The organism is Flavobacteriales bacterium (assembly GCA_021296215.1).
GTDB lineage: Bacteria > Bacteroidota > Bacteroidia > Flavobacteriales > ECT2AJA-044 > ECT2AJA-044.
On sequence record JAGWBA010000027.1, the window covers coordinates 1 to 20,434 of the forward strand.

The window sequence follows — 20,434 nt, forward strand, 5'->3', positions numbered from 1 at the left end:
TATCTTTAATCAAACCCAATTATTAACTAACAAAACCGCATTGTTGGTCTGAAATATGGGGAGTATTACAGTATTACACTTTGCAATCCAATAATCAAAATAATGAATAGAAAGGATTGCAGTATTGGTACGGCTATAAATCTCATTTCGGTGATATTTTTTTAATCACACTATGCACGCCAACGTGTTATAACCCCAAGATAAGTCATCATAATAAAACATACGAATGGTTACCCGTAGGGTTATTCACGAGATACGGCCGGTTAAGCCAGTTAGCTCCAAAGGGATTTTTACCAATGCTGTAGGCTTATGCCCATTTGGCGACCTGCGCAACCGGAGGTTTGTAGCCGTTTTCTCGGCATGGCCGCGAGTGAATTCCTGTGGGAGTTGATAGCTCTTAGCTCGCTCACGTAGCAAAATAATTTCTGCCTGGCAGAAAATTATTCCTGCTTATTCTGGGAGCTTGTTCTGCATAGCGGCGCATATCTTATGGCGCTTTGTTGTCGTTCCCGTAGCCGAAGGCGAGGATTGAGCGGAATTGCGATTCGCGAAGCGAATAAAAGCATGAAGCGGAATGACGAGCGGTTTCGCGAATGCGAAATCGGCATAGTGGGACGACTTGACTTTTTGGTTCGTTTTTGGTCAAGCAAAAGGTTAAGGGTAATGGCAAACGGCTTAGGGCCCAGAGCAAACTAAGAACTAAGAACAGCCGCAATCCCCGGCAACTCCTTCCCCTCTAAATACTCCAACATAGCCCCACCACCGGTGCTGACGTAGCTCACGCGATCGGCAATACCGTATTGCTTGGCCGCTGCGACGGAGTCACCACCGCCGACCAAGCTAAAGGCACCCTTTTCAGTTGCCTGGCAAATGGCTTCGCCGATGGCCTTGGTTCCGGCCGCAAAATTCTCCATTTCGAACACCCCCATAGGACCGTTCCACAAAATAGTGGCAGCGTCTTTGATAACCTCGCTGTACCGCGCAATGGTCTCCGGACCGATGTCCAGGCCCATCCATCCGTCGGGAATATCCACGGCCGAGCTGGTTTGGATCTCCGCATCGTTGGCGAATTTATCGCCATTCACGCTGTCGACCGGCAGGTGAATGGTCACTTTATGCTCCGCCGCGGCCTTGTTGATGTGTTCTACGGTGCTCAAATGCTCTTCTTCGACCAGCGATTGACCCATGCTACCGCCCGCCGCTTTGGCAAAGGTGTAGCTCATTCCACCACCGATAATGATGGCATCGACGCGGGGTAACAGCTTTTCGATGATGGTGATCTTGCTGCTCACCTTGGCACCACCCAAGATCGCCACGACCGGATGCTCATCGCTGTCGAGCACCTTTTGTACATTCTCGATCTCCCCGGCCATGACATAACCGAAGTATTTCTTTTCAGGGAAAAATTGCGCGATCACCGCCGTGCTGGCATGAGCGCGGTGTGCCGTTCCAAACGCGTCGTTCACATACACATCGCCCAACTCGCTGAGCTTCTTGGCGAAGTCGGCATCACCAGCCGTTTCCTCGCCGTAAAAACGAAGGTTCTCCAACAACAGCACATGGCCGGCACCGAGTTTTTGACTTTTCGACAAGGCATCAGCGCCGATGCAATCGTCGGCAAATTGAACATCTGTTCCGATGACCTCGCTCAAATGGCTCAACAAGTGACGCAGGCTAAAGGCTTCTTCGGGCCCTTTCTTGGGGCGACCGAGGTGCGACATAAGCACTACATTGCCGCCGTCTTGGCGAATCTTTTGTATGGTCGCCAAGGCCGCCTGTATGCGGTTGTCGTCCGTTATTTCGAATCGGTCGTTCAAGGATACGTTGAAGTCGACCCGAATAAGGGCCCGTTGGCCCGCAAAGTTGATGTCGTCAATGGTGCGCATGTCGAATAATTTTGCTCAAAATTAAGATTCTATCCGATTCGCGGGTAAACTCGGTGTAATCGTTAATTTCGCTACATGTTATTCTCGGAGGTCATAGGACAAGACGAGGTCAAGGAACGGTTGATCAAATCGGCCCGCGAAGGCCGCATAGCCCACGCCCAGCTGTTTACGGGTTCGCCGGCGACCGGCAAACTCCCCTTGGCCATCGCCTATGCCCAGTACCTCAGCTGCACCAACAAAGGCGAGCACGACAGCTGCGGCCAATGTGCCAGCTGCAAAAAGTATGCGCGGCTCGAGCATCCCGACCTGCATTTTTCGTTTCCCTTTGCGGCTCCCCCCAAGGTGAAGCATCCGGTAAGCTCCAATTTCTTGGAGGAGTGGCGCACATTCGTGAAGGAAGAGCCGTATGGATCGCTGTTCGATTGGCTCTCGCGCTTGGGCGTCGAGAACAAACAAGGACTCATCAATGTCGATGAAGCCGCCCACATCCTCAAACGACTTCAGCTAAAACCGTACGAAAGCCAATTCAAGATCATGGTGATCTGGATGCCGGAGCGCATGAACCTTAGTGCAGCCAACAAACTGCTCAAGGTCATCGAAGAGCCACCGCAGCGCACGGTATTTCTCTTAGCTACCGAAGATGAGGAGTCCCTCATTGGCACCATAAGGTCGAGGACGCAAGCGGTCCGACTCAAACTGCTCACTGAAGAGCAGCAAATGCAAGCCCTCCGCGAAAATGAAGAAGTACTGGCGCAAAATGGCGTGGCCTTTGTCGATTTTATTCGCAAAGCCTACCTTGCCCATCAAAAAACGGGCGACCTGGTGGTGTGGGTCGACGGCATGGCCGGTTGGGGACGCGAGCGCCTGAAGCAATTTTTGAGCTATACCTCAAAAGTGCTGCGCGATGCGCTCATCCTCAATTACGATTTGCGCGCGCTTCAGCGGATCGAGCTACAGCCGCCGGGATTTCAACTTGAAAAATTCGCAGGATTCGTTCACGGTGGCAACATCATGGAAATCTTGGAGGAGTTGAATAAGGCGGAATACCACATTGAACGCAACGCCAATGCCAAGGTGGTTTTACTCGACTTAGGAATCAAGATGAACTCACTTCTTCATCGGAAAGACGCTTCAACCGATACAGCGTAAAACGGGCATTCTGGAATACAATTTCCAGTTGATCCTGCTGCTCTGCTATGAATTGTTCTGAGGCCGGGTCAGTCAATTCATTGCATGTTAACAGGTAGTCAAAAGAAGCAGGGAGTACTTTCTTCGGATGTTGAGCAAATGCTTGTCGATCAGCAAACAACCCTAAAACTCGTGGTTTAACGAAGGTGAATTGAGCGTATTCTTCAGTGTTATTTTCGATGAAACGAAAGACTTCCTGTGCGGCATGGGACTGTGGCCCTAGGTGATTCTCATCGGCCCGTAGGGCCAATTTTAAGTAATTCTGATACGGAAGACCTATGGCCAAAAGCGCTGTCATAGAAATCCAAAACGGGGAGATTTTCCTAGGCAGTCGCACGCTGCGTAAGCCTGTGATGATATACAAGAATGCCAGAGGAAAAATGGGTAATAAATATCGAAAGCCTTGGGTCGTATTGGGGAACAGAAAAATACCGCCCAAGTAACCCACCGTGCTCCATTCCAAAACCGAAGGTCTATGCAGGAGCCGAATAAAGAGCCCCACGGTGAAAAACGCAATGGCAAAAGCTCGAGTAACGAGCGGAAAGAAGTCGAGTTCTACACCTTCTGGTGTGAAAAAATTTTGAAAGATCGTGACATAGTATTCCGAAGTGGTATTGATTGTTTCTCTGAATCCGCCCGCCAAGAATAAGTCTAAAAAGTGTCCGTTTAGTGAGGCTTTGGCTGGAAATATGATTTGATCGAAGAGCAGGTAAAGGACGATTGAACCAGAAATTAGGATACCAGAGGCCTTTACGTTTTTTGTTCCCAGATCAATGAGCATGGCCAAGAGAAAAACGAAGCCGATATTTCGGTGTAGAAAGGCAAAACCGAGGAGAAAGACAACAGGAATTAGTGAAATTAAACGACCTGCTTGTCTTTTCCAGCGGATAAATAGCAGGATGGCTCCGAGTGATAAAAGCGTGAATGGAATATCCGATAGAACTTCATCCTTGAAACGAATGACTGTTGGGCTGTAGGTAAAGATGAGCATGGCCGCGCCGGCTTCGGCTCTGGTGAATCGATGACGTAGAAGCCCGAACGTGAGCAAAGCAAGCCCGCAGAGCATGGTGGTCAAGACGTATTGGTAAGCCAAAAGGTTAATGCCCCAAATTGCCGTGATAGGGACCAGCAGCAGCGGAAAGCCCGCCGGGTAGCTCGGCGGAGCAAGCTCCGGATAATCAGGATTGAATACGTAGTTCGACTGAGTATGATCGACGCCATTGACAATATTGACCGACTGCTGAATGTACTGAGCAAAGTCTCCACCCCAATCATGGGTGCCATTGAGGTTTAACCAGAACAAAGGCAACAGCAACAAGGTGAATAACAGGTACTCAAATATGGAGACTCGACCTGGACTCATATAGGCAAGGTGCGAAAATACTTGTAAAGGTCACCTTCTTCGACGGCTACATTCTTGAACCCGAGTCGTTCGAATAGTCGTCTAGACGGAAAGTTTTTCTCTTTGATATAAGCGACGACTCCTTCTTTTTGGAGGGCATCGTGGAGAAAAAGCATAACGGACTCGAGACATTCGCTGGCTAGCCCTTTGCCATGATCTGCTTTTCGAAGCGTGCACCCCAACCAGCATATGTCGTTTTCGTCTTTCGGAAAATGTAGGCCGATATCTCCAATGACTTCCAAGTGGCCATTATCAAGAATGACGAGTTGAAACCAGGTGCCTGGTGTATTGATTTCCGCAGGCCTCTTTCCCAACCAGGAATCGACATCTTCAAGCCTCTCTGGAACCCAGCCTTGATATTGATTGATCTCTTTGTCGCCCCGGTACGCAAATACAGCTTCGCGGTCCTTTGCGGTCATGGGCCTTAAAAGGCATCGTTCTGTTTTAATTGGCCGGTTCATTTTTTTGGCAATGCGAGCGTCATTTCATTTCCCCATTTGGCTTCGTCGAGATGCGCCGCCAAGCGATTATCCGCAGTAACCAGATGAAGGTGCATGAAGGTGGTGTGGCGGGTGAAAATAGCTTGATGATGCTTAGAGAAAAATCCGAGGATTTGGACTTCCTCGTTCTGGATGATTCCATGCGGTCCTGAAGTAATGTGCTTTTCATGGGTGTGTACTGAATCGCCCGTCGGCCAATCGACCACGTGCCAATTCGCCCTTTCGATTTCGCCGAAAATCATAAAGGGGAATGGTTTTTCTGTGTCCATTCCTAATTTGGAAGCAATGGAATCAATAAAAGCTTCTAGTTCTTTTGGTGTCGAAATTTGTTTCGGGATATTAAAATTTGCCCACTCACTAACTGAAGCATAGACGATCAAGGAGGCGTCGTGATCCCAGGAAAAATCGAGGGCAACTTTTCCTCTGTCGCTGTAGCTTATTAAGGGCTGTCCATCGAGGATAAGGACCTCTCCTTTGAGATCAGCTCGGGCTCCAAGTGCGTAAATGCCTTGGCTTTCCTGTAATTGGAGGAGGTCTAATTTGGCCGAGATATCGCCATAATGCATGAAATTTTGCAGCGCACCCGCATGATGAACGGGTACATTCGTAACCTGCACTGATGGTCTGCTGCAGCAAAGCAAAAGGAGAGCAAGGATGAAGATTGTTGAACGCATAACGAGAACGTCTAAGGTAGAGAAAAGGTGTGCATCGTGCCGAAGGCACAAATTTTTGTCGGTGAACGCATATATAAGTAGCTTAGAGACTTGAAACTATAGGAAAGCACCATGGGATGTAGAAGTTGTTCGAGTGGAGGTGGCCTTCCTGCGGGATGTAAGAATAACGGAACGTGTAGCACCGGTGGGTGCACCAAACTGTCGGTGTACGACTGGCTTGCGAATATGGAAGCACCGGCGAATCAGAAGAGATTCGACTGTGTTGAAGTGCGCTTTAAGAATGGGCGCAAGGAATATTACCGGAGCGTCAATGACCTACCCCTTCAAATGGGTGATACCATTGCTGTTGAAGGTAGTCCGGGACACGATATTGGAAATATTTCTTTAACGGGTGAACTTGTGCGCCTCCAGATGCGCAAGAGAAAGATAGATCCGGAATCGCACGAAATCCGTGAGGTATACCGCAAGGCCTCTCAAGGAGATATAGACAAGTGGAGAAAAGCGCAAGATCGCGAAGTGCCTACCATGTATAAGGCACGTGAGATTGCTATGCGTCTTAATTTGCAAATGAAGATTTCCGACGTTGAGTATCAGGGCGACAACGGAAAAGCCACTTTTTTCTACACTGCTGATGGTCGAGTTGATTTTCGGCAGCTCATCAAGGATCTCGCAAGAGAATTTGGCGTTCGGATTGACATGCGGCAAATTGGAGCACGTCAGGAGGCCGCTCGACTTGGGGGAATTGGATCGTGTGGGCGGGAATTATGCTGTACGACGTGGTTGACCGATTTCAGATCGGTGAATACTGCGGCTGCTCGATATCAGCAGTTGGCCTTAAATCCGCAAAAACTTGCTGGCCAATGTGGAAAATTGAAATGCTGTTTGAATTACGAGCTAGATGCCTATTTAGAGGAAATCAAAGGATTTCCTGATACCGGAGTGCGCCTAAAAACGGAGAAGGGTGAAGCCCGATTCGTCAAGTTGGACATCTTCAAAGGGAAAATGTGGTATTGCTACACCGGTGAGTTTTCAGCTTTTGTTGAGCTCAATCGTAAATCAGTTCACGAGATTATTGACCTGAATAAATCTGGCCAAACGCCGAATTGTTTGGAAGACTTTTGTGAAGAGAAAGAGGAAGGAAAAAGACTTGATTTTGAGAATGTGGTGGGCCAGGATGATCTGAAGAGATTTGACCAGAAAAGACCTAAAAACCGCAAAAAAAGACGCAAAAAGCCTTCAAATGGTGCAGAAAAACATCGAAAATAGCCTTTTTTTGATTCTACTGGCATGTGCGTTAACGCTTACATCTTGTGACCGATCAAGAGTATTTGAAAGTTATCGGGAGGTGGGAAGCGCCGGTTGGCATATGGATTCAGTTATGACCTTTCACTGGGAGCCTTCAGGTGAGCATTTTCGGTACGATGGCTTCATGGCCTTGAGAGTGAATGCCGAATACTCCTACCAAAACCTGTATGTTTTTGTAGATCAGAAGTACCCGAACGGAGAAGGTAGGCGTGACACGGTCAACTACAGATTGGCGGCCCCCAGTGGTGCGCTTTTGGGCAAGGGAGCTGGGGCAGTAAAAGAATTTCGCCTACCGATATTTATCGGTGGAGAGTTACCGGGCGATGGAGAATATTCAATTTCACTGACACATGGAATGCGCGACACACAATTGGTGGGCATTGAGGACGTTGGTTTTAGACTGGCATTGACTTCTGGAGATTCTTGATATGGCTGCGAATAATACGAGCTTCAAAAAATATTTAACATGGCTCTGGTTCTTGGCCCTTGCGCCGGTCGTTGGAATCATATTAATTATGTTCATGGCGAGCTGGGGGTGGTTTGGTCCATTGCCCACTGTGGAAGAGTTAGAAAACCCCAAGAATTACCTGGCCAGCGAGATTGTTTCCGCCGACGGGAAGGTCATTGGAAAGTACTTTCTGGAGAACAGAACTCATGTTCGATTCGAGGAGCTTTCACCTTATCTTCCCCAGGCCCTGATAGCGACTGAAGATGAACGATACCTTAGTCATAGTGGAATTGACTTTAGGGGATTAGCAAGAGCCATCGCCAAATTAGGTAGCTCGGGTGGTGCGAGTACTATTTCTCAGCAACTATCGAAGATGCTCTTTACCGAACAGGTCGCCAGCAGCAAATTTCAAAGAGTTTTCCAGAAATTCAAGGAGTGGATCATAGCCGTGGAACTGGAGAGAAGGTATACCAAGGAGGAAATTTTGGTCATGTATCTAAACCGCTATGACTTTCTCAATCTGGCGGTTGGAATTGAATCAGCTGCTCAGATTTATTTTAACTCATCGGTGGATTCATTAGACGTTTTGGAATCGGCCACCTTGGTGGGTATGCTCAAGAATTCAAGTTACTACAACCCGAGACTTTTCCCGGAAAGGGTTGTAGAACGCCGCAACGTGGTATTGAGCCAAATGGTGCGCAATGATTTTTTATCTCGGCTCGAGGCAGACAGTCTTAAAAAAATTCCGATGGAACTGGACTATCAGCGGGCTGGGCACAACGATGGTCTTGCGCCGTACTTCAGGGAATATTTGCGGGGCTTCATGAGAGAATGGATCGATAAAAACCCGAAGCCCGATGGCACTGAGTATAATTTATATACAGACGGACTTAAAATATACACGACGGTTGATTCTCGGATGCAGCAATATGCTGAAGAGTCCATGAGGGCTCATATGAGCAATTTGCAGCGTGTGTTTTACAGGCATTGGGAAGGGAGAAAGAACGCGCCGTTTCAGGACTTAGGCTCGGCAGATATAGAGCGGCTTATGCAGCAGGCCGTCCGAAGAAGTGAGCGATATAGGGTGGCCAGAAAGAATGATCTACCCCGCGATAGTATTGATCTCGAATTCAACACACCGCGGGAAATGAGTGTCTTCTCTTGGGATGGAGAAATAGACACGGTTATGACCCCGATGGACTCGATTCGATACTACAAATGGTTTTTGCAAACGGGAATGTTGAGTATGGATCCGGAAACGGGCTTCATCAAAGCTTGGGTTGGCGGAATTGACCACAAACACTTCAAGTATGATCATGTGAGACTTGGGAAAAGGCAGGTTGGCTCCACGTTTAAGCCATTCGTTTATGTGACTGCCATAGATCAAAAGAAATATTCGCCCTGCTATGAGGTACCTAATGTGCCAGTCCGATTCGAAAAAGAAGAGTGGGGGTTGTTGAAGGATTGGCAACCGAAGAATTCGGATGATGAGTATGGTGGGCAGCTTTCCTTAAAGCAAGGATTGGCAGAATCGGTGAATACGATTACCGCTTATCTGATGAAACAGGTTGGCCCGAAACCGGTCATCGAAATGGCGCGAAATTTAGGTGTTGAAGGTGAAATTCCCGAGCAACCGGCCATCTGTCTTGGAACACCTGATCTCAGTTTGCACGAAATGGTAGGTGCCTACGGGACGTTTGCGAACGATGGGATTTACACGGAACCCACCGCGGTCCTGCGCATCGAAGATAAATATGGCGTTGTACTTGCGGAGTTTAATCCCATGACAAGGGAAGTGATGAGTGCAGAAACGGCTTACACCGCTGTTAGTTTATTGCAGGGTGTTACAGAATACGGAACAGGAATTCGATTGAGAACAAAATGGGGCGACTATAGCTACATAAATGACGTCGTGACGGGGTATCCATACGAGTTCGAAAACCCCATCGCCGGAAAAACGGGAACGACCCAAAACCACAGTGACGGTTGGTTCATGGGTATGGTGCCGAACCTCGTGACGGGGGTTTGGGTAGGTGCTGAAGACCGAGCTGCTCACTTTAGGAGTATCGCGTACGGACAAGGTGCGACCATGGCCCTGCCGATTTGGGCAAATTATATGAAGAAATGCTATGCCGATAAGACCTTGACGGTTTCAAAAGCGGAGTTTGACCCGCCCGAATCGGGGGTCGGAATCGAGCTCAACTGTGAAGTCTACGAGCAAAAGCAGAAGGCCAATAATGTTAACTTTGACGAAATCGAGTTCTGATGATCAAAAAAGCAGTCGCTAACGCACAGGAAGCAATTGAGGGAGTTCACGATGGCATGACCCTGATGTTGGGTGGTTTTGGCCTTTGTGGAATCCCAGAGAACTGTATTGCGGCTCTTCGAGATGCCGGTGTTAAGGATCTTACTTGTATATCGAATAACGCCGGAGTTGATGATTTTGGGCTTGGCTTATTGCTTCAAAAAAGGCAGATCAAAAAAATGATCAGCTCTTACGTGGGCGAGAACGCCCTTTTCGAGAAACAGATGTTGAGCGGTGAGCTGGAGGTCGATTTGATTCCTCAAGGTAGTTTGGCCGAGCGATGCCGTGCGGGAGGAGCCGGAATACCGGCATTCTATACCCCGGCGGGATACGGCACTGAGGTCGGAGAAGGAAAAGAAGTGAGGATCTTCGGTGGCAAGCCCCATATTTTAGAAACGGCCTTGACCGCAGAATTTGCTTTCGTTAAAGCATGGAAGGGCGACGAAGCCGGAAATCTCGTTTACAAAGGAACCGCCAGGAATTTTAATCCACCCATGGCCATGGCCGGCAAGATTACCGTCGCTGAGGTCGAAGAGCTAGTTCCGGCCGGAGAGCTTGACCCGGCCCAAATTCACACTCCGGGCATATTTGTCCAGCGAATCTTCCAGGGAGTGAATTATGAAAAGAGAATTGAGCAACGAACCGTAAGGCCTAAATCAAACTGATATGCTCGATAAACACGGAATCGCCAAACGGATAGCCCAGGAATTAGAAGACGGATACTACGTCAACCTTGGGATTGGAATTCCTACACTCGTCGCCAACTATGTCGCGGATGACATTGACGTAGAATTTCAGTCGGAGAACGGAATCTTAGGAATGGGACCATTCCCTTTTGATGGCGACGAAGATCCGGATTTGATCAACGCGGGCAAACAGACCATCATTGCCAGAAAAGGAGCCGTTTTTTTTGATTCGGCTACCAGCTTTGCCATGATCCGAGGACAGCACGTCCAACTCACCGTATTGGGAGCCATGGAAATTGCCGATAATGGCGATATCGCCAATTGGAAGATCCCTGGAAAAATGGTTAAAGGAATGGGAGGCGCCATGGACCTGGTAGCCAGTGCAGAGAATATAATAGTGGCTATGATGCACACCAATAAAGCCGGCCAAAGCAAACTGCTCAACGAATGCACCCTGCCCATAACAGGCGTTCAATGTGTCAAGAGAGTCGTTACAAATATGGCTGTGCTCGATATTGACGAACGCGGCTTTATATTGCTGGAACGCGCCCCAGGAATTTCGGTGGAGGAGATTAAAATCGCAACCGAAGGCCGACTCGTCATTGAAGGGGAAATACCGGAGATGAAGATCGAAGCATAACCCATGCCACGCTCTGTACGCATCTTTCTTCTCGTAGTTCTTGCAGGAACGTTTTACTTCTCGATTCAAGCGCGTAAATGGGAAAAGAACCGCGTGCTCATTTACGATGTCTCTCTTTACTATACGTACTTGCCTGCACTGGTCATTTACAACGACCTAAAGATGGAAAAGGCCTGGGATTACGACCTGTTCCCTCATCACGTCGCTCACGCTCCCCAGCAGCGTCTCAAAAGACCTCTGAAGGTAACCTACGGCGTCTCAGTATTTTACGCTCCATTCTTTTTTATCGCTCATGCCTTAGCTGAACCATTGGGCTTCGAGCCTACCGGATATTCTGAGATTTACGCAATTGCCCTAATCGTCAGTTCCATTTTTTGGCTGATCGTCGGGCTTTGGTTTCTCGCCAAATTTCTGCTGCGAAGGGCTTCGCCCATGGCCACTATAGTTACTCTCACGGTCCTGTATGTGGGGACTAACCTACTCTATTATGTGGTGTATCGAAGCCCCATGTCTCACGTGTACAGCTTCGCCATAATCAGCATGTTGCTCTTTATTTTTGATCCGAAGTATACCAGAAAGGAGTGGCTTTTTTGGGGCGGCCTTGCGGCCGTATTAGCAATGGTGGTGCGACCTGTAAATTTATTACTCATACTACCCATCGCTATATTCTGGCTATGGCACCGGGATCGAGACTTGTCCCTGAGGAAAGAGGTGCTACCCGTGCTCATCGGTGGAATCATCCCACCCATTCCCCAACTGCTTTATTGGAAATCTCTTACGGGCAAATGGTTGTATAACCCTTATGTCAACGAAGGGTTTTTCTGGAACGACCCCAAAATAATTGAAGGGTTCTTTTCGTGGAGGTCGGGCTGGCTGATTTATACCCCGATCATGCTATTCGGTATATGGGCATTGTGGCGCGATGCGCTCAATGGTGATTTGCGATCTAAACTAACCACATTGATTCTACTGCTTTATTGGTATGTGACCTTCGCTTGGTGGTGCTGGTGGTACGGAGGAAGTTATTCCATTCGCCCCTTGATCGACAGTTATCCTCTTTTCGCTTTGCCTCTGGCGCTTATGTTCGATGGTTGGAACCTCAAGAATTGGTCGAAATTGATGTACATACCTCTCGCACTGCTCATTTCGTATAATGTTCTGACAACCTATCAATATGATCGAATTATCATTCACTGGGATGGAATGACCCGAGACTCGTATCGGATGATTTTCCTTAGAACACAAAACCCTCCTGAGAAACGAGCCACCCTGGAGCGACCCGACTATGAAGCAGCAAAACTCGGGGAACCCGGAGCGAGATGAGCGAATGTGCTTATATTTATCTATATTTGCGCACACTTCGATGAATCCTTCTTTGCCAACCTTATCAATCATAATTCCAGCTTATAACGAAGAGGCCACGCTTTATACCCTGTTGGAAAAGGTTTATGAAGCGGGGCTGCCTGAAGGGATTAATAAAGAAATCATTGTCATTAACGATGCTTCTTCCGATGGCACGGCAGGTGAATTGGATCGCTTTAGAAGTGAGTATGATCCATCACGACTTCAATATTTTGAGCAACCCATTAATGAAGGAAAGGGTGCTGCCATCCACATGGGAATAGAATTGGCAAAGGGCGATTATCTCATTGTTCAAGATGCAGATCTCGAGTATGACCCGCAGGAATTCAGTAGACTTATACAACCTGCTCTTGACGGGTTCGCTGATGTCGTTTACGGTTCTCGATTCATGGGCGGATACGCCCACCGCATGCTGTTCTTTTGGCACAGCATCGGAAACCAAGTCCTGACCACCCTTTCCAATATGCTCTGCAACCTCAACCTGAGCGATATGGAAACGTGCTACAAGCTTATTCGGGCCGATATTGCCAAATCGCTGAATCTCAAAGAAAAGCGTTTCGGATTCGAGCCCGAGGTGACCGCTAAGCTCTCCCGAGTGCCGAAAATCCGCATCTACGAGGTCGGAATCAGCTACTACGGACGCACCTACGAAGAGGGTAAAAAGATTGGCTGGCGCGATGGCTTTCGCACGATTTACTGTATTCTCAAGTACAACCTATGGGCGAAAAACTGATCGGCCGCACCGGCTACGCGATCTTCGCCCTTCTCCTCTCCTGGCTATTTTACTGGGCCCCTCAAAGCTTTGGCGTTTTCGGCGGCAACGACAACTTCGCACACTGGATCCTCGCCCGCTACGCCTGGCAACACCCCGAACTCTTCCTCCGCATGTGGGGGCGCCCTGTCTATACCTTTCTATTCTCTTTTTCCGCCTACGGCGGGATTCCCACCATGAAGGTCTTTAACACCCTACTCTTGGGAGTTACCGCTCTGGTAGCCGCTGATACGGCCAAGCGCCTCGGCATGAAATTCACCCCATGGCTGGCAGTGCTTACCCTTTCCGTTCCCCGACTTTTCGAAATGAGCGTTTCGGCCATGACCGAGATCACTATGGCACTAGTGGTCGTAGGAGCCGTAAACCTCTACTTCCGAAAACAATTCCTCTGGGCGGCTCTGCTCATTTCATTTTCTCCTTTTACTCGACCCGAAGGCTGGCTGTTCATAGCCGCAATGGGCGGCCTTTTCGCGCTGCTCAGAAATTGGCGATCGATACCCTGGCTCGCCTTTGGGCCTGTAGTCATGGCCCTGATCGGTTGGCCCGTTTACGGTTCGCCCCTCTGGTTCCTAGAGAATAACCCCTATCCCATGGAGTCGCCTTACGGATCGGGCAGTCCGTGGACCTTTGTCAATAGCCTCCCCCGCGGAATGAACACCACCGTTCTCATCGGTTTCGTTACAGGGCACATTACTCTGTGGTTCGCCGCTGATCACCGCGCCCGATTAGAGCGGTTTGCCTTGATCGTGGCTCCCTTTTGGCTATACCTTATCGCACACAGTTATATGTGGTCCAAAGGGATCCTCGGTTCCATGGGCCTCGTACGTGTATTGGCCTCTGTAATGCCCCTCGCGCTGATCATTAGCTGGTCCGGCTGGAACGCCGTACTTCGGTTGCGCCCTAAAGCACTTGCCCCATTGCTATCCCTACTTTGCCTGTTCACAGTCTTTCAGATCTGGCGAAATCACCCCTTCCCAAAGCCCGAAGGGGGCATCGTGCGTATTAGTCGTTCGGCCGGACTCTGGTACCGCGATAGTGGATACGCGAAACACAAACTCTATTGCCAAAACAACAACATCCTGTACTTCACCGAAAAGGACCCATTCACGTACAATAACGTAACCCGCTACTTGCCGGCGAACATGTTTCCCGACCTTGGAGAAAACGAAAACGGCGCTTTTGTTCTTTGGGACTCTCGTCGTTTCATGACTGAGCGTATTTCACTCGATCAACTGCTCGATTCGCCCCATTTTCGACTAGTTCAGCGGTTCGAGCCTACCGAAAGTCTACAAGCGAGGAATAATGGTACCTTAATGAGGGTCTACGCTTTTGAAAAGCTCGACCTGCCGGGAAATCACGATAACAGAGAGTTGATGGCCGACCCGAGGATACTCACCTCCGTCAATTAGCGTCCGCGCCCCGGAATGGCCTCAATAAGTTCGCGGGTATATTCCGATGCCGGATCGGCGTAGATCTTCTCAGCATCCCCATACTCTTCTATTAGCCCATTGTTCATTACGATCATTCGATCACTCATGTGTTTCACCACGCTGAGGTCGTGCGAAATAAAGATATACGTTAACCCAAACTCGTGTTTAAGATCGTTCAGCAAGTTGAGCACTTGGGCTTGAACACTAACGTCGAGGGCGCTAACGGACTCGTCGCAAACGATGAACCGCGGTTCTACGGCCAATGCGCGGGCAATGCCGATCCGCTGTCTTTGTCCGCCCGAAAACTCATGCGGATACCGCTGGTAGTGTTCTGCGTTCAACCCCACTTTCTCGAGCAGTTCGATCACTTTATCTTTCCGCGAGCGTCGACCGTGCAATCCGTGTACCTCCATCGGTTCTTGAATGGCCTTTCCAATGGTCATGCGCGGGTTCAAGCTCGAGTAGGGGTCTTGAAATATGATCTGAAGGTCTTTTCGGAGTGGTCGCATTTCGGCCTTCGACAGGCCAATGAGTTCGCGTCCCGCATACGTCACGCTTCCGGAATGTGCATCCTGAAGCTGAAGTATGGTGCGTCCTAGGGTAGTTTTACCGCATCCAGATTCACCCACCAGACCGAGCGTTTCGCCCGGAAAAACATCGAAGCTAACGCCGTCCACGGCTTTGACCCAGTCGAGAGGCTTACCCCAAAAACTCTTATTGGCCGGGAACCAGGTGCGCAGATCACGGACCCGAATCATCGAATCCTGTGCGCAAAGTGCACGGATATGCGCCTCTCGGCGCGATGGGTCCTCTCGCCGGTCTTCTTCAACTTCATCCAAAAAGTCCTTCACAGTAGGTAGCTTGGTGACCCGGTGATCAAGGGGTGGTCGGCAGGCGAGTAAACCTTTGGTATAGGGGTGTTCGGGGCTGTTGAAAATGGCCTCGGTGTCACCCGTTTCCACCACTTCACCTCGATACATCACCACTACCTTGTCAGCGATATCCGCTACTACTCCTAAGTCGTGGGTAATGAAAATGACGCCCATGCCCATTTCTTCCTGAAGCTCCTTGATGAGATCCAAAATGGTCTTCTGAACGGTTACATCGAGAGCCGTGGTGGGCTCATCAGCGATGAGTAAATCGGGCTTACAGCTGATGGCCATGGCGATCATCACCCGTTGTTTTTGTCCGCCCGAGATCTGGTGCGGATAGCTCTTGAAGATCGCTTCGGGCCGCGGAAGTTTTACTTTTTCGAAGAGTTCGAGCGTGAGGCGTTTAGCTTCTTTTTTATTCTTGGTACGGTGCTCAAGTAATGCCTCCATGACCTGATCCCCACAGGTGAAAACGGGGTTCAATGAAGTCATGGGTTCCTGGAAGATCATACCGATCTTATTACCTCGATAGTTGCGCATCCTGCCGCGAGGCAGTGAAAGAAGATCCGTGGGATCGCCGTTCGAGTCGTGAAATAGAATGCGACCATTCGATATTCGGCCCGGAGGTTCCTGGATCAGGCGCATGATACTCAGGGAGGTGACGGATTTTCCTGAGCCGGATTCGCCGACCACGCCAACGGTTTCACCGCGGCCTACAAAAAAGCTGACACCTTTCACCGCCGGTTTATAGGTTCCATCGGAGCGGAATTCGGTAACGAGGTCCTCGATTTGAAGTAGTGGTTTCATCCGGCGAACAGTTGCTGGAATATACGTTCGATCTTGGACTCTTGAATCACTTTGATTCCGAAATCAGCGGCTTTCACCTTATTGAATTTGCTGATGAAAATCTTGTCGAAGCCTAGTTTTTCGGCTTCCTTGATGCGCTGCTCTATGCGCTGGACCGGTCGTATTTCTCCGGTGAGTCCGACCTCGGCCGCAAAGCAGACCTTGTCTTCGAGGGCCAAATCAACGTTCGAGCTGAGTACGGCCACCATGACCGCGAGGTCAATGGCCGGATCCACGACTTTGATTCCACCCGTGATATTCAAGAACACATCCTTTTGCCCAAGCTTGAATCCACACCGCTTCTCCAGCACGGCTAAGAGCATGTTCAGTCTACGCAGATCGTATCCGGTGGCCGATCGCTGTGGATTGCCGTATACCGCGGAGCTGACCAAGGCCTGGATCTCGATCATCATGGGGCGCATACCTTCTAGGGTGGCGGCAATGGCGGTTCCGCTCGTGGGGCCATCTTTTTCCGAGACGAGCAGTTCGGACGGATTCGCCACTTCTCGAAGTCCGGCACCGTGCATCTCATAGATACCGAGCTCTTGGGTACTTCCAAAGCGATTCTTGTGAGCTCGCAGCAGTCGATAATTGTAGTTGCGGTCTCCCTCGAATTGCAAGACCACATCCACCATGTGTTCCAGAACTTTTGGTCCGGCCAGATTGCCTTCCTTGGTGATATGTCCGATCACGAATACAGGAACTCCGGTGTCTTTGGCGTAGCGGATGAGTTCTGCAGTACACTGCCGTATTTGTGAAACGCTTCCCGGGGTCGATTCGACCACATCGCTGTACAGGGTTTGAATGGAGTCGATCACCAGGAGGTGTGGCGCAAGGATCTCGGCTTGTTCAAAGATGTTCCGGGCACTTGTTTCAGGAAGTAGGTAGCACTCTTCATTGGTGATGCCGATGCGCTCGGCCCGCATGCGTATTTGTTTTTCACTCTCTTCGCCCGAAACGTAGAGGATTCGCGTTTTCTTCATGCGGAGGGCGATCTGCAGCATCAGCGTTGATTTTCCGATACCCGGCTCACCTCCAAGAAGAATAACAGAGCCCGGCACAAGACCCCCACCGAGAACTCGGTTCAGCTCATTGCCCGCCGTATTGATGCGCTGTTCGGCTCCTAGATCTACTTCCTTTATGGGTTTTGGCTTAGCAGTAGAAGTTGCCGTGGCCTTGGCTCTCCAGCCCGCTTTGTCCTTTCCTTTTTTGACCAATTCCTCGACGATGGTATTCCACTCGCCACAGGCCTTACACTGGCCCATCCACTTGGGGTACTCCGTTCCGCAGTTTTGACAGAAAAAGGTGGTTTTGGTCTTAGCCATTGTCGTTCATTCGCTCAATGAGTCCCGTGGTGCTTTTTCCCGGAACCAGATCTATGGTGGTTACCGTTCCGTCGTAGCTTTGAACCAGTTCGTGCCCCACGATCTCCTTTATAGCGTAATCCCCGCCTTTCACGAGGACGTCCGGACGAACCATATCGATCAGTTTTGCCGGGGTATCGTCTTCGAATGGGATCACTGCATCGACGAAGGTAAGGGATGCCAGGGCCAATGCGCGATCTTCGAGGCCATTCACTGGTCTATTTTCCCCTTTGAGTCGTTTCACTGAGTCATCGGAATTCAATCCGACCACCAGGTGTTTTCCGAGATCGCGTGCCATGGCCAAATAGGTGACATGTCCGGTGTGTAACAGGTCGAAACAGCCATTGGTGAATACCACTTTTTCTTCCAAAAAACGCCAGATGTGGCGTTGGTTCGGAAAAGAGTCGAATGTATGGATCTTGGCTTTGGCGTAGTCGAGGTGCCCCATGGATCAATTGGCTTCGGACCGTTTCTTTCTGGTTCGAGCTAAATATAGGGCAAAAAGGGCAATGGAGCCCGTGAATAGCGACATGAGCGTTTGGCTACTGTGAACGAGCGTAGCGTAGGTAAGGCCGCTCTGATAGTTGAAGATATTTTCGAGTCCGTAGGCTGAGCCGAGTACGGTCATACCGTACGCCACGGCCAGGTGGTAGCTTCCAATTCCACCTTGTGAGGGCACCACCATACCCAACCCACCGATGACCGTCATGGTTACCCCGTCTCCTATGGTTAGCAGGTCGAATTTAGAGAGTGAGAAGAAGTTGAAGTAGATCATACCGAAATAGGTGAGCCAAATGAGTAGGGTATAGGCGATAAACGCCCCTTTCCTTTTCATTTTGTACACGGTCTTCATGCCGTCGAACACGCCAAGCAAGAAGGCCCGTACTTTAAGGAATATAGGGAGTTCGAGGATGTGTTTTCTGAAGAGGAAAAGAATGATCACGGCTACGGCAAAGCCTCCGCCGAGGACGTAGAGTAGGGTGGAACTTCCCGAGCCGTCCGAGCTCGCGCGAGCCTCTGATATTGCGGTAAAGAAACCCATGATGTTGTCGAACTGAATCGCGAGGGCGGCCAGGACGAACATGCCGAGAAAAATGAAGTCGATCACGCGTTCAACGATGACCGTACCGATGAGTTTGTCGACCGGGATATCTTCGACTTGACTCAAGGAAGTGCAACGGGCGATTTCGCCTGCGCGTGGAATAAATAAGTTCGTGAAATAGCCGATGGTAACTGCGTGAATACTGTGCCAAGCCATTGCTTTATAGCCCATAGTATCGATGAGGATGAGCCAACGGAGTCCGCGGGCGACATAGGCTAACCAGCCCAGAAAAACGGTCCAAAGCACCCAGGCGTAATTGGCTTCTGACAAGTCGTGCACGAGTTCGCTCGTGTCGATATCCCTAAAGGCAAAGAAGATGAGAACCCCTGTAATAATGAGTACGACGAGGGTACGTATGATCTTGGACAGCCGTTTATTCACCTGCTGTATCAGTTAAGTCGGTTGGTTTCCTCGTTGGGAAATACAATAGCCGGTTTGAAGGATTTGGCCTCTTCGAAGTCCATTTGGGCGTACGCAATGATGATCACGATGTCTCCTGCTTGCACTCGGCGTGCGGCCGGACCGTTCATACAGACTTCTCCGGATCCGCGTTTTCCTTTGATGACGTAGGTTTCGAGTCGCTCGCCATTATTGATGTTGACGATTTGGACCTTTTCACCTTCGATCAGGTTCGCGGCTTCCATAAGATCCTCGTCAATGGTGATACTGCCAATGTAGTGCAGGTCAGCATCGGTGATCTTGACCCTGTGGATCTTCGATTTACAAACCTCGATAAGCATAGTGTTCTGTTTGCGCCGCAAAATTACGCAATAATGCCAACATTATCAATTAGGCGAACATCACCCAAATGTGCTGAAATACAGGCGCGTACTTCTGTTTGGGCGGGCCATTCTATTAACCGTTCAAAGGTCACCGGGTTCACGACCTCAAGATACTCGAGGTCGATTTCGGGTTCTTGAGCGATGATGTCCCTGGCTTCGAGTAAAGCGTTCGGGAGGGATTCGTGAATGCCTTGATCGCGCAAATAGAAGAGGGCTTTCGAGAGCATGGTGGCTTTGGGGCGTTCGTCCGGAGATAGGCGCAGATTTCGCGAACTAAGTGCGAGTCCGTCCGATTCGCGAACGGTCGGGCAAGCGATGATCTCCACATCGTGTCCGGTTACCTCTACCATACGTCGAATCACGGCTACTTGTTGAAAGTCCTTTTCGCCGAAGTAAGCGGCGTGTGGCCGGACAGTTCTAAAAAGGGCGTCGACAACGGTCGCCACTCCTTGAAAATGTCCTGGTCGGTGGTGGCCTTCAATGACTTTATCGAGTACTCCGAGATCGAAATTTCCTGAGCTCACTCCTTCGGGGTACATTTCGTCATCGGACGGAAACCACACGGCATCACATCCGACGCTGCGGAGCAATGCGAGGTCTTTTTCGGGTTGACGCGGGTAAGTGCGGAGGTCGCTGGGGTTGTTGAATTGAGTGGGGTTCACGTAGATCGAAACCACAGTAAATGAATTCTCCTGTGCGGCTCGTTCAATTAACCGGAGGTGACCAGCGTGTAACGCACCCATGGTTGGGACAAACCCGATCCTACATCCGCCCGCGAGGGCGTGATCCAATCGGGCCCGAAGATCTGCAGCACGGTGGAATGATTCCATAGCAATACAGGGTGCATTAAGGAAGCAAACATAGCCATTA

General features: G+C 49.8%; 19 protein-coding genes. 9 read left to right on the plus strand and 10 right to left on the minus strand.

Going from position 1 to position 20,434, the window contains the following annotated elements; genetic code table 11:
* Positions 1-692 precede the first annotated feature (692 nt).
* Complete coding sequence (locus tag J4F31_06025; protein MCE2496119.1) at positions 693-1,886, minus strand: phosphoglycerate kinase; 1,194 nt, start codon at positions 1,884-1,886, stop codon at positions 693-695.
* A gap of 75 nt (positions 1,887-1,961) precedes the next feature.
* Here J4F31_06025 and J4F31_06030 point away from each other — a divergent pair, with 75 nt between their 5' ends.
* Complete coding sequence (locus tag J4F31_06030; GenBank protein MCE2496120.1) at positions 1,962-3,035, plus strand: DNA polymerase III subunit delta'; 1,074 nt, start codon at positions 1,962-1,964, stop codon at positions 3,033-3,035.
* Here the strand turns inward: J4F31_06030 and J4F31_06035 are convergent.
* The 3 genes from J4F31_06035 to J4F31_06045 are packed head-to-tail and all read right to left on the minus strand — an operon-like array spanning position 2,983 to position 5,650.
* Positions 2,983-4,437 carry a hypothetical protein gene (locus J4F31_06035; protein ID MCE2496121.1) on the minus strand — a complete coding sequence of 485 codons (1,455 nt, stop codon included), beginning with the start codon at positions 4,435-4,437 and terminating at the stop codon, positions 2,983-2,985. The genes J4F31_06030 and J4F31_06035 overlap by 53 nt on opposite strands.
* Positions 4,434-4,895 carry a GNAT family N-acetyltransferase gene (locus tag J4F31_06040; GenBank protein ID MCE2496122.1) on the minus strand — a complete coding sequence of 154 codons (462 nt, stop codon included), beginning with the start codon at positions 4,893-4,895 and terminating at the stop codon, positions 4,434-4,436. The genes J4F31_06035 and J4F31_06040 overlap by 4 nt, the downstream gene beginning before the upstream one ends.
* A 38-nt stretch (positions 4,896-4,933) precedes the next feature.
* Positions 4,934-5,650, minus strand: coding sequence for a decarboxylase (locus J4F31_06045; GenBank protein MCE2496123.1), 717 nt, complete (start codon positions 5,648-5,650; stop codon positions 4,934-4,936).
* A gap of 111 nt (positions 5,651-5,761) precedes the next feature.
* On the opposite strand from J4F31_06045, the gene J4F31_06050 reads away from it, so the two are divergent.
* Genes J4F31_06050 through J4F31_06085 form a run of 8 tightly spaced genes read left to right on the plus strand, consistent with a single transcriptional unit; the run spans position 5,762 to position 14,577 of the window.
* Complete coding sequence (locus J4F31_06050) at positions 5,762-6,916, plus strand: hypothetical protein (GenBank protein ID MCE2496124.1); 1,155 nt, start codon at positions 5,762-5,764, stop codon at positions 6,914-6,916.
* Entirely contained in the window at positions 6,891-7,382 is a 492-nt protein-coding gene (locus J4F31_06055) for a gliding motility lipoprotein GldH (GenBank protein ID MCE2496125.1), read from the plus strand. The genes J4F31_06050 and J4F31_06055 overlap by 26 nt, the downstream gene beginning before the upstream one ends.
* 1 nt (position 7,383) lies before the next feature.
* On the plus strand, positions 7,384-9,669 hold the full coding sequence (locus J4F31_06060) for a transglycosylase domain-containing protein (GenBank protein ID MCE2496126.1): 2,286 nt from the start codon (positions 7,384-7,386) through the stop codon (positions 9,667-9,669).
* A complete protein-coding gene (locus tag J4F31_06065; protein MCE2496127.1) occupies positions 9,669-10,373 on the plus strand; it encodes a CoA transferase subunit A in 705 nt (234 codons plus the stop codon). The genes J4F31_06060 and J4F31_06065 overlap by 1 nt, the downstream gene beginning before the upstream one ends.
* 1 nt (position 10,374) lies before the next feature.
* Positions 10,375-11,034 (plus strand): CoA transferase subunit B, encoded by a 660-nt coding sequence (locus tag J4F31_06070; GenBank protein ID MCE2496128.1) that lies wholly within the window; start codon positions 10,375-10,377, stop codon positions 11,032-11,034.
* Positions 11,035-11,037: 3 nt separating this feature from the next.
* Complete coding sequence (locus J4F31_06075; GenBank protein ID MCE2496129.1) at positions 11,038-12,357, plus strand: hypothetical protein; 1,320 nt, start codon at positions 11,038-11,040, stop codon at positions 12,355-12,357.
* Positions 12,358-12,397: 40 nt separating this feature from the next.
* A complete protein-coding gene (locus J4F31_06080) occupies positions 12,398-13,129 on the plus strand; it encodes a glycosyltransferase family 2 protein (protein ID MCE2496130.1) in 732 nt (243 codons plus the stop codon).
* Positions 13,114-14,577: a hypothetical protein gene (locus J4F31_06085; GenBank protein ID MCE2496131.1), complete on the plus strand. Its 1,464-nt coding sequence runs from the start codon at positions 13,114-13,116 to the stop codon at positions 14,575-14,577. Before J4F31_06080 ends, J4F31_06085 begins: the two co-directional genes overlap by 16 nt.
* On the opposite strand, the gene J4F31_06090 is transcribed toward J4F31_06085, so the two are convergent.
* From J4F31_06090 to panC, 6 genes are read right to left on the minus strand one after another with little or no spacing between them, the layout of a single operon-like run.
* On the minus strand, positions 14,574-16,277 hold the full coding sequence (locus J4F31_06090; GenBank protein MCE2496132.1) for an ABC transporter ATP-binding protein: 1,704 nt from the start codon (positions 16,275-16,277) through the stop codon (positions 14,574-14,576). The genes J4F31_06085 and J4F31_06090 overlap by 4 nt on opposite strands.
* On the minus strand, positions 16,274-17,641 hold the full coding sequence (gene radA, locus J4F31_06095) for a DNA repair protein RadA (GenBank protein ID MCE2496133.1): 1,368 nt from the start codon (positions 17,639-17,641) through the stop codon (positions 16,274-16,276). The genes J4F31_06090 and radA overlap by 4 nt, the downstream gene beginning before the upstream one ends.
* Positions 17,634-18,128 carry a D-glycero-beta-D-manno-heptose 1-phosphate adenylyltransferase gene (gene rfaE2 / locus J4F31_06100; GenBank protein MCE2496134.1) on the minus strand — a complete coding sequence of 165 codons (495 nt, stop codon included), beginning with the start codon at positions 18,126-18,128 and terminating at the stop codon, positions 17,634-17,636. The genes radA and rfaE2 overlap by 8 nt, the downstream gene beginning before the upstream one ends.
* Before the next feature lie 3 nt (positions 18,129-18,131).
* Positions 18,132-19,163, minus strand: a complete 1,032-nt coding sequence (locus J4F31_06105) for a flippase-like domain-containing protein (GenBank protein ID MCE2496135.1) — start codon at positions 19,161-19,163, stop codon at positions 18,132-18,134.
* Positions 19,164-19,171: 8 nt separating this feature from the next.
* Entirely contained in the window at positions 19,172-19,522 is a 351-nt protein-coding gene (locus J4F31_06110; GenBank protein MCE2496136.1) for an aspartate 1-decarboxylase, read from the minus strand.
* 23 nt (positions 19,523-19,545) lie between these two features.
* The gene (gene panC / locus J4F31_06115; protein MCE2496137.1) at positions 19,546-20,394 is read right to left on the minus strand and encodes a pantoate--beta-alanine ligase; all 849 of its coding nucleotides are present in this window, start codon (positions 20,392-20,394) and stop codon (positions 19,546-19,548) included.
* Positions 20,395-20,434: the final 40 nt, after the last annotated feature.

Excerpts from the sequence above, each read along its gene's own strand:
- J4F31_06110 (MCE2496136.1), bottom strand. The coding sequence starts at position 19,522 with ATGCTTATCGAGGTTTGTAAATCGAAGATCCACAGGGTCAAGATCACC.
- J4F31_06080 (MCE2496130.1), top strand. The coding sequence starts at position 12,398 with ATGAATCCTTCTTTGCCAACCTTATCAATCATAATTCCAGCTTATAAC.
- J4F31_06045 (MCE2496123.1), bottom strand. The coding sequence starts at position 5,650 with ATGCGTTCAACAATCTTCATCCTTGCTCTCCTTTTGCTTTGCTGCAGC.
- J4F31_06075 (MCE2496129.1), top strand. The coding sequence starts at position 11,038 with ATGCCACGCTCTGTACGCATCTTTCTTCTCGTAGTTCTTGCAGGAACG.
- J4F31_06090 (MCE2496132.1), bottom strand. The coding sequence starts at position 16,277 with ATGAAACCACTACTTCAAATCGAGGACCTCGTTACCGAATTCCGCTCC.
- rfaE2 (MCE2496134.1), bottom strand. The coding sequence starts at position 18,128 with ATGGGGCACCTCGACTACGCCAAAGCCAAGATCCATACATTCGACTCT.
- J4F31_06060 (MCE2496126.1), top strand. The coding sequence starts at position 7,384 with ATGGCTGCGAATAATACGAGCTTCAAAAAATATTTAACATGGCTCTGG.
- J4F31_06065 (MCE2496127.1), top strand. The coding sequence starts at position 9,669 with ATGATCAAAAAAGCAGTCGCTAACGCACAGGAAGCAATTGAGGGAGTT.
- panC (MCE2496137.1), bottom strand. The coding sequence starts at position 20,394 with ATGGAATCATTCCACCGTGCTGCAGATCTTCGGGCCCGATTGGATCAC.
- J4F31_06055 (MCE2496125.1), top strand. The coding sequence starts at position 6,891 with ATGGTGCAGAAAAACATCGAAAATAGCCTTTTTTTGATTCTACTGGCA.
- J4F31_06030 (MCE2496120.1), top strand. The coding sequence starts at position 1,962 with ATGTTATTCTCGGAGGTCATAGGACAAGACGAGGTCAAGGAACGGTTG.
- J4F31_06040 (MCE2496122.1), bottom strand. The coding sequence starts at position 4,895 with ATGACCGCAAAGGACCGCGAAGCTGTATTTGCGTACCGGGGCGACAAA.
- J4F31_06070 (MCE2496128.1), top strand. The coding sequence starts at position 10,375 with ATGCTCGATAAACACGGAATCGCCAAACGGATAGCCCAGGAATTAGAA.
- J4F31_06050 (MCE2496124.1), top strand. The coding sequence starts at position 5,762 with ATGGGATGTAGAAGTTGTTCGAGTGGAGGTGGCCTTCCTGCGGGATGT.
- J4F31_06025 (MCE2496119.1), bottom strand. The coding sequence starts at position 1,886 with ATGCGCACCATTGACGACATCAACTTTGCGGGCCAACGGGCCCTTATT.
- J4F31_06035 (MCE2496121.1), bottom strand. The coding sequence starts at position 4,437 with ATGAGTCCAGGTCGAGTCTCCATATTTGAGTACCTGTTATTCACCTTG.
- radA (MCE2496133.1), bottom strand. The coding sequence starts at position 17,641 with ATGGCTAAGACCAAAACCACCTTTTTCTGTCAAAACTGCGGAACGGAG.
- J4F31_06085 (MCE2496131.1), top strand. The coding sequence starts at position 13,114 with ATGGGCGAAAAACTGATCGGCCGCACCGGCTACGCGATCTTCGCCCTT.